Below are 11489 nucleotides of genomic sequence, written 5' to 3'. Positions count from 1 at the left end.
TGGGATGGGCGGGCTGGTCTTTCCGGCTTCGTGGTCGCGGCCGTCTTTTCCACTTCCTTCCCCCCCCCCCCCCCCCCCCCCCGGCTCCCCCCCCCCCCCCCCCCCCCCCCCCGGACCGGTCGGTGTGCACCCTGGTGGTCGGACGGGTTCCCGTCAGACCTCCTCGGTGCCACCGCTCTCCTCGTCGTCTGTCTTCTCTTCCTTGGCCGCCGCGGGCGTGGCGCCCGGCTGCGGCTCGGCGACGGCCACCCGCGCGGGGCGGATGGTGCGCTCGCCGATGCGATACCCCGGCTGGAGGATCGCCACGCAGGTCGTCTCGGTGACATCCGGCGCGTAGCTGTGCATCAGGGCCTCGTGGATCGTCGGGTCGAAGGGCTCGCCCTCCTTGCCGAACTGCTGGAGGCCCAGCTTCGCGACGACGGTCTCCAGCGACTCGGCGACCGACTTGAAGCCGCCCACCAGCTCGCCGTGCTCCCTGGCACGGCCGACGTCGTCGAGCACGGGCAGCAGCTCGGACAGGAGGTTCGCCACGGCGACCTCCTTGACCGTGACCCGGTCCCGCTCGACCCGGCGGCGGTAGTTCTGGTACTCGGCCTGGAGCCGCTGGAGGTCCCCGGTGCGCTCGCTCAGCGCCGTACGGGCCTGGTCCAGCTGGGCCGTCAGGCCGACCGTCTGGTCGGTGTCCCCGGCCGGGGCCGCCGCCTCCTCCTCGGAGGGTGCGGCGGCCTTCGGCTCGGCGTCATCAGGGGTGGCGCCGGAGGGGACGTCGGGCTTCTCCTCGAAGCCCGGAGTCTCCTCGGTCACGCCGCACCGCCCTTGGTGTCCTTCTCGTCGTCCACGATCTCGGCGTCGACGACATCGTCATCGGCCTTGCCCTGGGCGCCGCCCGGAGCCTCGGCGCCCGTCGCCGCACCCTCGGCCTGGGCGTTGGCGTACATCGCCTGGCCCAGCTTCTGGGAGACGGCGGCGACCTTCTCGGTGGCCGTACGGATCTCGGCGGTGTCCTCGCCCTTGAGCTTCTCCTTCAGCTCGCCGACAGCGGTCTCCACCTCCGTCTTGACGTCCGCGGGGACCTTGTCCTCGTTGTCCTTGAGGAACTTCTCCGTCTGGTAGACGAGCTGCTCGCCCTGGTTGCGCGACTCGGCGGCCTCGCGGCGGGCGTGGTCCTCCTCCGCGTACTTCTCGGCCTCTTCGCGCATCCGGTTGACCTCGTCCTTCGGCAGCGAGGAGCCGCCGGTGACGGTCATCTTCTGCTCCTTGCCGGTGCCGAGGTCCTTGGCGGCGACGTGCATGATGCCGTTGGCGTCGATGTCGAAGGCGACCTCGATCTGCGGCACACCGCGCGGGGCCGGCGGCAGACCGGTCAGCTCGAACATCCCGAGCTTCTTGTTGTACGCCGCGATCTCGCGCTCGCCCTGGTAGACCTGGATCTGCACGGAGGGCTGGTTGTCCTCGGCCGTCGTGAAGATCTCGGAGCGCTTGGTCGGGATCGTGGTGTTGCGCTCGATGAGCTTGGTCATGATCCCTCCCTTGGTCTCGATGCCGAGGGAGAGCGGGGTGACGTCGAGGAGCAGGACGTCCTTGACCTCGCCCTTGAGGACACCGGCCTGGAGCGAGGCGCCGATGGCGACGACCTCGTCCGGGTTCACACCCTTGTTGGCCTCCTGGCCACCGGTCAGCTCCTTGACGAGCTCGGCGACGGCCGGCATGCGGGTGGAGCCACCGACGAGAACGACGTGGTCGATCTCGGACAGCTGGATGCCCGCGTCCTTGATGACGTTGTGGAACGGGGTCTTGCAGCGGTCCAGGAGGTCCGCGGTCAGCTGCTGGAACTGCGAGCGCGTGAGCTTCTCGTCCAGGTGCAGCGGGCCCTCGGCGGACGCCGTGATGTAGGGCAGGTTGATCGTGGTCTCGGTCGAGGACGACAGCTCGATCTTCGCCTTCTCCGCGGCCTCGCGGAGACGCTGGAGAGCCATCTTGTCCTTGGACAGGTCCACGCCGTGGCCGTTGGCGAACTGCTTCACCAGGTAGTCGACGACGCGCTGGTCCCAGTCGTCACCACCGAGGTGGTTGTCACCGTTGGTGGCCTTCACCTCGACGACGCCGTCACCGATCTCCAGGAGGGACACGTCGAACGTGCCGCCACCGAGGTCGAAGACGAGGATCGTCTGGTCGTCCTTGTCCAGGCCGTACGCCAGGGCGGCGGCGGTCGGCTCGTTGACGATGCGCAGGACGTTGAGGCCCGCGATCTCACCGGCCTCCTTGGTCGCCTGGCGCTCGGAGTCGTTGAAGTACGCCGGGACGGTGATGACCGCGTCGGTCACCTTCTCGCCCAGGTAGGACTCGGCGTCGCGCTTCAGCTTCTGCAGGATGAAGGCGCTCATCTGCTGCGGGTTGAAGCTCTTGCCGTCCAGGTCGATCTTCCAGTCCGTGCCCATGTGGCGCTTGACGGAGCGGATGGTCCTGTCGACGTTGGTGACCGCCTGGCGCTTGGCGACCTCGCCGACGAGCACCTCGCCGTTCTTGGCGAAGGCGACGACGGACGGCGTGGTCCTGGCGCCTTCGGCGTTGGTGATGACGGTGGGCTCGCCGCCTTCGAGAACGCTGACGACGGAGTTAGTCGTGCCCAGGTCGATGCCGACCGCACGTGCCATTTCAATTCCTCCAACTGACTACTTGAGTGGATCTGACTCAAGAATGCACGACACCCCTCTTGGAGTCAACAGACCTGAGTCGACCTGACTCAACTTAGATGCCGGTGTGCGTCACCCTCGCGCCGCTCCCCCACCCCACCCTCCCACCGTGGGATCGTTCTGTCACGAAATGCCCCGAGCCGGCCGGAAAGGCCATCGATCGGCCGCTCCAGGCACACCATCGGACTCCGAACCCCGGGCGGGCGCGATGCGGAACGCGAGACAGCGGCGCGTGCGGCAGAAGAACCAGCAGAGGAAGAAGGCCCAGAGACGACGGGAGCAGCAGCAGCAACCACGGCAGCGGCACCAGCGGCCACGGCCCCCGGCACCCCCTCAGGAGCCGCGCACCCCCGCCCCGTACGCGACGGAGCCGTACGCCCCCGTCCCGCGCACTCCCCTCCCGTACGCCCCCGACGCGCCCGCCCCCACCCAGCGCGCCCCCCACGGCCGCCCCCGCACCCCGTACTCCGGCACCGCCCGCGGCCACTTCCCCTCCCGCCCCGCCGCGCACTTCACCAGCCTGACCGACCGCGCCGAGCACCTCCTCGGCCGCCTGACCCCCCGCACCTCCCCCGAACGCCTCCTGGACCTGGTCCTCGGCACCGCCCTCCTCGTCGCGGCGGCCCCGGCCGTCGCCGTCGGGACCCTGGCCCTCGCGGTCCGGCGGGGCCCCGGCGGAGTATGGGACCGCAGCCTCCGTACGGGCCTGGGCGGCCGGGTCTTCACGCTCCGCTCCTTGCGCACCCGTCGACTCCGGCTCGACCTGCTCTCCCGGCTCCCCCACGTCGTCCGGGGCGACCTCTCCCTCGTAGGACCGGCCCCGCTGCCCCCGGGCGACCCGCGCGTCGCAGGGCCGGGGGCCCGGCAGTGGCGGCAGGAGCTACGGCCGGGGCTGACCGGACTCGCGCAGGTCCGCGCCCGCTCCGGCATGCCGTGGGACGACCCCGCCCTGCTGGACCAGCACTACGCAGAGCACCATGGAGTCGTGCTCTACCTGGCGGTCCTCGCGGAAGCCGTACGCAACCCCCTGCGCACGGCGCTCCGGAAGGTGCGCCCCGGTGGCGGCACGGACCCCGTACAACCAAGGCACACCTGAGCGACACAGATCACCGCCCGCCCGGCTACAGCGGGGTGGAATAAGTGGATAGTGTCAGCACAGACTAATTAAGTTACTGCTTAGTAGTAGTGGGCAGTAGTCAACTGGATCCCGCTCTCGCAGGCCCGAGGAGCCCTACTCATGCAACTCGCCGCGATCATCGTGTCGCTGGTGCTGACGGTGGTCGGCGTTGCGCTCGTCGCCCGAGCCGTCGCGCAGATCTACCGCTTCGTCCGTCTCGGACAGGCGGTACCCGCAGGCAGCCGCACCGACGACCCCAAGCAGCGGACGATCACCTTGATCAAGGAGTTCGTCGGCCATACCCGCATGAACCGCTGGGGAATCGTGGGCGTCGCCCACTGGTTCGTCGCGGTCGGCTTCCTGACGCTCGGCCTGACGATCGTCACGGCGTACGGCCAGCTGTTCAAGGCCGACTGGGTGCTGCCGTACATCGGCACCTTCCTGCCGTACGAGGTCTACATCGAGTTCATCGCGCTCGGCACGACCCTCGGCATCCTCGTCCTGATCGCGATCCGCCAGCTGAACCTGCCCTCGCGGGCGGGCCGCAAGTCGCGCTTCACCGGTTCGAAGATGGGCCAGGCGTACTTCGTCGAGGCGGTCATCCTGATCATCGGCGCCGCGATCATGGTGCTCCGCGGCCTGGAGGGCGCGCTGCACGACGTGGACAGCTACGGTCCCGCGTACTTCGCCTCGTACCCCCTGGTGCTGGCCTTCAACGGGCTGAGCGTCGAAACGCTGCAGAACCTGGTCTACCTGTTCGCGATGATCAAGCTCGGTACGACGATGATCTGGGCGATCACGGTCGGGCTCAACACCAACATGGGTGTGGCCTGGCACCGCTTCCTCGGCTTCCCGAACATCTGGTTCAAGCGGAACGCCGACGGCGAGGCCGCGCTCGGCGCGCTCCAGCCGATGACGACGGCCGGCAAGGAGATCGACTGGGACGACCCGGCCGACGACGCGGTCTTCGGTGTCTCCCAGGTCGAGCAGTTCTCCTGGAAGGGCATCCTCGACTTCTCCACCTGCACCGAGTGCGGGCGCTGCCAGTCGCAGTGCCCCGCCTGGAACACGGGCAAGCCGCTCTCCCCGAAGCTCCTGATCATGTCGCTGCGCGACCACGCGCACGCCAAGGCCCCCTACCTCCTGGCCGGTGGCGGCAAGACGATGGAGGGCGAGGAGAAGGCGACCGAGGAGCAGCTCAAGGACGTGCCCGCGGCCGCCCTGGCCGAGGCCGAGCGCCCCCTCATCGGCACCGCCGAGGAGAACGGCGTCATCGACCCGGACGTCCTGTGGTCCTGCACCACCTGCGGCGCCTGCGTGGAGCAGTGCCCGGTGGACATCGAGCACATCGACCACATCGTCGACATGCGCCGCTACCAGGTGATGATCGAGTCCGCGTTCCCGTCCGAGGCGGGCACGATGCTCAAGAACCTGGAGAAGAAGGGCAACCCCTGGGGCCTCGCCAAGAAGGCGCGCGTGGAGTGGACCAAGGAGGTCGACTTCGAGGTCCCGATCGTCGGCAAGGACGTCGAGGACCTCACCGAGGTCGACTACCTCTACTGGGTCGGCTGCGCGGGCGCCCTGGAGGACCGGGCCAAGAAGACCACCAAGGCCTTCGCCGAACTGCTGCACATCGCGGGCGTCAAGTTCGCGATCATGGGCGGCGACGAGAAGTGCACCGGTGACTCCGCCCGGCGCCTGGGCAACGAGCCGCTGTTCCAGCAGCTCGGCCAGGAGAACGTGGCGATGCTGAACATGGCGTACGGCGAGGACGACGACGAGCCGGAGACGAAGAAGCCGAAGTCGTCGAAGAAGATCGTCGCGACCTGCCCGCACTGCTTCAACACGATCGCGAACGAGTACCCGCAGCTCGGCGGCGAGTACGAGGTCATCCACCACACGCAGCTGCTCCAGCACCTCATCGACGAGGGCAAGCTGATCCCCGTCACCCCGGTCGAGGGCCTGATCACGTACCACGACCCGTGCTACCTGGGCCGTCACAACAAGATCTACACCCCGCCGCGCGAGATCATCGCGAAGGTGCCCGGTCTGCGGAACGAGGAGATGCACCGCCACAAGGAGCGCGGCTTCTGCTGTGGTGCCGGTGGCGCCCGTATGTGGATGGAGGAGCGGATCGGCAAGCGCATCAACACCGAGCGCGTCGACGAAGCCCTCGCCCTCAACCCGGACATCGTCTCCACCGCCTGCCCGTTCTGCCTCGTCATGCTGACCGACTCGGTCAACGGCAAGAAGAACGACGGCCAGGCCAAGGAGTCCATCCAGGTCGTCGACGTCTCGCAGCTCCTCCTGGAGTCCGTGAAGACGCCCCTCGACCCGACCGGTGACACGGAACAGGTGGACGAGCCGGAGCCCGAACCGGCAAAGTGACGTAACGCATCGGCGTGATGAGCGGCCGGACCTGCCTCGGGGGCAGGACCGGCCGCTTTTCCGTGCCAGGGCGGGGAGGGAGGAGCGGCGACGACAACCGCGGCCACACCGGGGCCGCCTGGGACCTGGACCGGGACGGCTTCACCGACCGGACCGCCTCCCTCGCCTCCCCCGCCTCCCCCGCCTCCCGTACAACGGCGCCGGCGCCCCGCCCGTGCCGCTCCAGCCCCCGTCCGGCTCACCGCAGCACCTGACGCCAAGGCCGTCGCCGCAGGCATCCCGACGCAGGCCCGGTTCGGCAACGCGTGGCCCGAGCACCCGGCCCGCGGCGACCGCTCTCCCTCTGGAACTCCCCGCCGAGCGCCCCGGAACTCCCCGCGTACGCCCCCCTAGGGGATGTCACAGCTCGGCCGCAATGGCGAACGGGCTGCCCGGCCCCCCGCTCCCGACCACCGAGTACCAGGTACGTTCGACGGGTGGCTGGATTCAGGATCGGACGCGGCCGGGACAACCGCACCCCGCAACAACCGCAGCAGCAGCGGCAGCAGCCGTACGGAGGGCAGGCACCACAGCCGCCGTACGGCGCTCAGCCCTGGCCGACGGCAGGAGGCGGCAACGGCTCGGCGCCCCCGCCGTACAACGCCCCGTACAACAACGGCGGCGGCCACGGGACCCACGGATACGGCGGTCACCACGGCCAGGCCCCCCAGGGCCACGGCGGCGGTCACCACGGCGGTCACGGCGAGCCGGAGTACTTCGGCGACCCCTACGCCGGCGCCCCCGCGCCGCACGACCCCTACGCCGACAACCCGGGCCACACACAGGCGTTCCGCGTCGACGAGGACCCGTACGGCGACGGCAGCACCTACCACGCCGGCTCCGCCCCCGCCCAGCCCGCCGGCCCCCGGCTGCACTGGAAACAGCTGCTGACCGGCATCGTGATGCGCCCCGGCCCGACGTTCTGGCAGATGCGGGACTACGCGGTCTGGGGCCCGGCGCTGATCGTCACGTTCCTCTACGGCCTGCTCGCGCTGTTCGGCTTCGACCAGGCGCGCGACGAGGCGATCAAGGCGACGATCTCGACGGCCGTCCCGTACGTCCTCTTCACCGGCGTCGGCTTCGTCATCGGCGGCCTGGTCCTCGGCGCGGTGACCCACACCCTGGCCCGCCAGCTGGGCGGCACGGGCTCGTGGCAGCCGACCGTGGGCCTGTCGATGCTGATCATGTCGATCACGGACGCCCCGCGTCTGCTCTTCGCCGTCTTCCTGGGCGGTGAGAACTCCCTGGTCCAGGTCGTGGGCTGGCTGACCTGGCTGGCGGCGGGCGCGCTGTTCACGTCGATGGTGAGCAAGTCGCACGACCTGCCGTGGCCGAAGGCGTTGGGAGCGTCGGCGATCCAGCTGATCGCACTGCTGTCGATCATCAAGCTGGGCACGATCTGACCGAGGGGAAGGGCCCCGGAGCGCTTCCACGCTCCGGGGCCCTTCCCCTCGACTGCGAAGCCGGACAGCCCTCAGGCGTCGAGAACCTGCCCATCCCGCCGGACGACGGGCTTCTCCACGCTCCAGGGGAAGTTGATCCAGTCGTCGGTCTTCTTCCACACGTACTCGCACTTCACGAGGGAGTGGGACTTCTCGTAGATGACGGCGCTGCGGACCTCGGCGACGTGGTCGACGCAGAAGTCATGGACGAGCTTGAGGGTCTTGCCCGTGTCGGCGACGTCATCGGCGATCAGAACCTTCTTCTCCGAGAAGTCGATCGCGTTGGGCACGGGAGCCAGCATCACGGGCATCTCCAGGGTCGTCCCGACCCCGGTGTAGAACTCCACGTTGACCAGGTGGATGTTCTTGCAGTCGAGCGCGTAGGCGAGCCCACCGGCCACGAAGACCCCACCGCGGGCGATGCTGAGGACGACATCGGGCTCGTACCCGTCGTCGGCGACGGCCTGGGCCAGCTCGCGCACGGCGCGGCCGAAGCCCTCGTAGGTCAGGTTCTCCCGCACGTCACTGGTCATGGTCGATCACACCTGGGTCCGATGGAAGTTCTGGAAGGACCGCGAGGCCGTCGGGCCCCGCTGGTCCTGGTACCGCGACTCGTACCGCTCGGAGCCGTAGGGGAACTCGGCGGACGAGGACAGCTTGAAGAGACACAGCTGCCCGATCTTCATCCCCGGCCAGAGCTTTATCGGCAGGGTCGCGAGGTTCGACAGCTCCAGGGTCACGTGCCCGGAGAACCCGGGGTCGATGAACCCGGCCGTCGAGTGCGTCACCAGCCCGAGCCGCCCGAGCGAACTCTTCCCCTCCAGCCGCGAGGCCAGGTCGTCGGGGAGCGAGATCACCTCGTACGTGGACGCCAGCACGAACTCGCCGGGGTGCAGGATGAACGCCTCGTCACCCTCCGGCTCGACGGTCCGCGTCAGATCGGGCTGTTCCACCGCCGGATCGATGTGCGGGTACCGGTGGTTCTCGAACACCCGGAAGTAGCGGTCCAGCCGCACGTCGATGCTCGACGGCTGCACCATCGAAGGGTCGTACGGATCGATACGGACTCGCCCGGCGTCGATCTCGGCCCGGATGTCCTTGTCTGAGAGAAGCACGCCCCGAGGATACGCAGAAGGCACGACCCCACCCCAACCGGACCGGCGCCCGCGCCTCCCGCCACCACCTCCACGGCTTGCCTACCGCTTCCCAGCTACCGCTCTCCGGCTCCCGGCTCCCGGCTTCCGGCTTCCGGCTTCCGGCTTCCGGCTTCCGGCTTCCGGCTTCCGGCGGACGCTCTCCGGCCTACCGCTTCTCGGCCCCCACCGGAACGGCCTGCCGCAACCGGGCGCACCGGGGACACCGGAGCAACCGCCCCGGCCCGATCCGGTCGGCCCCGAGCTGCTGCATCGGAAACGACGAGGTAGCGAAAACGTGCCCTTCGGCACAGCGGACGACGGTGCGCTCCATCGACTCCATCAAGTCCCTTCCCCAACCGCATATGGACGAGAACGCCACATTAGGGGATGAACAGGACGCCGCCACAAGCGGCACTCCGACCACCACGCTACGCCCCCAACTCCCTCCACCCTCAACCCCGTACACTCCCCGCCCTCCACCTCGGGCACGACGCACAGACCCTGCGGCTCATACGCCGAGGGCCTGACATGGGGTACAGTGTTGAGCGGTGCAGCGCCGGTGATCATCGGCAACGCTTCGCGGGTGTAGTTTAATGGTAGAACATGAGCTTCCCAAGCTCAGAGCGCGAGTTCGATTCTCGTCACCCGCTCCATGACAAGCCTCAGGTAAGTGACCTGGGGCTTGTTTGTCGTTCTAGACCTATCGGGGCTCGCGCGCCGTAAGCGTCCTCATGGGGCATCAGATTACCTGCCGAGTCGCCACTCGGAGCAGCCCCGCGCGAGGGCGGCTCGAATGCCGAGATGCATGCCGAGTGACCCGCGCCACACATCGAGGGGTGCGGCCCCGGCTGGCTGCCTGGAGCGCGCCCCTGCGCATCACCTCCCCGGGCAGCTCCTGCGGGAGCCGGAAGCGGAGGAGCGATCCGGTGGACGGCGGCGGTTGCACTGGTGCCCCCTCACGGTCCGCCGACGTGCGCCGACTGCGGGCGTCGGCGTCGATGTCGTCGGCGAGCTTGCGCTGATGCGCCTTGGTGGGGTTCTGGCAGGTCAGTTGGGCCCGCTCCGAGGACCGGCCCGCACCGACCATGGACGAAGCCGGGAGCACGATCTCCCGTTTGCCCGCGCGGGGCTTGGGCTCACCGATCACCCGGCGGCCTGTGTTCAGTTCCAGAGCGGCCCGCCGCACCCGTACCGAGCCGGTGCCGAGGTCGATGTCGGCTCGGCGAGCTCCTCTGCCTCATGGAGGCGAAAGCACCGAGGAGGACCATCAGCCGCCATCGGATGCCGATGACCCCGGGGAAAGCGAAGACCTCCTCGACGGTGGCCACCGGCCGCTCGTCCGCACCCCCGCGCCCCGCGCCGCGGGGGTTCCAGCGGATCAGCTCGTCCTCGACAGCCGTCTGCATGATGGCCTTCAGCAGCAGACAGGACTTCGCCGCCGTGGTGGCACCCGTCGCCTTGCGCGTTCCGCGCGCCACGTCCTCGCCTCGGCCGGGCTGATGGCGTTGACGTGCTGCTCGCCGAAGGCCGGCTCCAGGTGGCGGCGAGGCAGTCGCCAGTGCAGCTCCTCGTCGGTAGCGGCGGCGCAGCGCTCGTCGATCCAGCGCGTGGCGTACTCGGAGAACAGCACCTCGCCGCCGGTCGGGTCGGGGCCCGGTCGGCCTGGACCTGGGTGAGGAGCGCCTCGGCGTCGCGCTTGGCCCCGTACGTTTCCGGAGCGACGCCGAGGACACGCCTCCCGTGCCGGGACAGCGGGCCTGGTAGCGCCCCGAGTACAGCTTGCGGGTCGCACCGAAGCTGCGGCGCGGCACCTTCTCGCGGGCCGCGCCATCGCGCCACCGGCGCAAAGCCGGCACATCGGCCACGGACAGGGTCCCTGTCCGCTCCTCGGCGTACGCGGACAGGACGCTCTCGCCGATACGGACGTGCTTGCCGAGCTTGACGTACCGGATGCGTCGCCCGGAGACGAGGCGTCGGATGAAGAGCACGCCGGTCCGAGGCAGGGGGCTGCCAATCGGTTGGCAGCCCCCTGTCTGGCAGAAACGTCAGACTCGTTCCAGAGGCCGGTGCGGGCCGCTGGGGAGCTCCGCTTCGATCACGTCGCCCGGCCGGACCACGCCGCCCTGTTTCACGATGCTCATGATTCCTGCCTTGCGTACGATGTTCCCGAGCTCGTCACGGCCGACGACCTGCTTCAGCAGCCCGTCCTGGAAGATGTCGATCTGCAGGCAGGGATTGCGCAGGCCGGTCACCTCCAGCACGGCATCGTCGCCGATGCGCAGCAGCGTGCCGACCGGCAGGCCGAGTAGATCGATGCCGCTTGTGGTGATGTTCTCGCCGAGGTCGCCGGGCATCACCTTGAATCCTGCCGCGCCGACTTCGGCGAAGAGCTCTTCATGGATGAGGTGGACCTGGCGCAGGTTCGGTTGGGTGGGGTCCTGTGCGACTCGAGAGCGGTGCTTGACCGTCACGCCGGCATGTACGTCGCCCTCCACACCGAGCCCGCCGAGCAGCGTGATGCTGTCCCGGTTCGGCTTGGTGAACGTGTACTCGCCGTTGCTGCTGACGGCCGTGACTATTCCGTTCATCCTCGGGGTTCCTTCCTCGATGTCGGTGATCGGCCGCGACCATGATCCTCGGTGCTCAGGGCGTGGCGTCCATGGTCGATCTCGGG

The 11489-nt window shown here is 69.1% G+C and carries 8 protein-coding genes, 1 tRNA gene and 1 pseudogene; 4 read left to right on the top strand and 6 right to left on the bottom strand.

Going from position 1 to position 11489, the window contains the following annotated elements; translation table 11 throughout:
- Positions 1-153: 153 nt before the first annotated feature.
- Positions 154-804 carry a nucleotide exchange factor GrpE gene (grpE, locus tag AC0682_RS28450; RefSeq protein ID WP_478535993.1) on the bottom strand — a complete coding sequence of 217 codons (651 nt, stop codon included), beginning with the start codon at positions 802-804 and terminating at the stop codon, positions 154-156.
- Positions 801-2654, bottom strand: coding sequence for a molecular chaperone DnaK (gene dnaK / locus AC0682_RS28445; RefSeq protein ID WP_478535992.1), 1854 nt, complete (start codon positions 2652-2654; stop codon positions 801-803). Before dnaK ends, grpE begins: the two co-directional genes overlap by 4 nt.
- Before the next feature lie 271 nt (positions 2655-2925).
- Between dnaK and AC0682_RS28440 the strand changes: the two genes are divergently transcribed.
- From AC0682_RS28440 to AC0682_RS28430, 3 genes are all read left to right on the top strand, one after another.
- Positions 2926-3789 carry a sugar transferase gene (locus AC0682_RS28440; protein ID WP_478535991.1) on the top strand — a complete coding sequence of 288 codons (864 nt, stop codon included), beginning with the start codon at positions 2926-2928 and terminating at the stop codon, positions 3787-3789.
- Positions 3790-3930: 141 nt separating this feature from the next.
- Entirely contained in the window at positions 3931-6198 is a 2268-nt protein-coding gene (locus AC0682_RS28435; RefSeq protein ID WP_478535990.1) for a heterodisulfide reductase-related iron-sulfur binding cluster, read from the top strand.
- Between the two features lie 476 nt (positions 6199-6674).
- Complete coding sequence (locus AC0682_RS28430) at positions 6675-7640, top strand: Yip1 family protein (RefSeq protein ID WP_478535989.1); 966 nt, start codon at positions 6675-6677, stop codon at positions 7638-7640.
- Between the two features lie 71 nt (positions 7641-7711).
- Here AC0682_RS28430 and AC0682_RS28425 read toward each other — a convergent pair whose 3' ends face one another.
- The gene (locus AC0682_RS28425) at positions 7712-8212 is read right to left on the bottom strand and encodes a phosphoribosyltransferase (RefSeq protein WP_478535988.1); all 501 of its coding nucleotides are present in this window, start codon (positions 8210-8212) and stop codon (positions 7712-7714) included.
- A gap of 6 nt (positions 8213-8218) precedes the next feature.
- Positions 8219-8794 (bottom strand): dCTP deaminase, encoded by a 576-nt coding sequence (gene dcd / locus AC0682_RS28420; RefSeq protein WP_478535987.1) that lies wholly within the window; start codon positions 8792-8794, stop codon positions 8219-8221.
- Positions 8795-9394: 600 nt separating this feature from the next.
- On the opposite strand from dcd, the gene AC0682_RS28415 reads away from it, so the two are divergent.
- A tRNA-Gly gene (locus AC0682_RS28415) sits at positions 9395-9468 on the top strand.
- A 311-nt stretch (positions 9469-9779) separates the two neighbouring features.
- Here AC0682_RS28415 and AC0682_RS28410 read toward each other — a convergent pair.
- Together AC0682_RS28410 and AC0682_RS28405 are read right to left on the bottom strand one after the other, a co-directional pair.
- Positions 9780-10662, bottom strand: a pseudogene (locus AC0682_RS28410) (hypothetical protein); the annotation flags it as partial.
- 198 nt (positions 10663-10860) lie between these two features.
- On the bottom strand, positions 10861-11403 hold the full coding sequence (locus AC0682_RS28405; RefSeq protein WP_478535985.1) for an MOSC domain-containing protein: 543 nt from the start codon (positions 11401-11403) through the stop codon (positions 10861-10863).
- Positions 11404-11489: the final 86 nt, after the last annotated feature.

It is taken from the genome of Streptomyces sp. NPDC043746 (genome assembly GCF_056436485.1).
The sequence above is the reverse complement of the archived record's forward strand: the minus strand, read 5'-3'. Positions and strand labels throughout refer to the sequence as shown.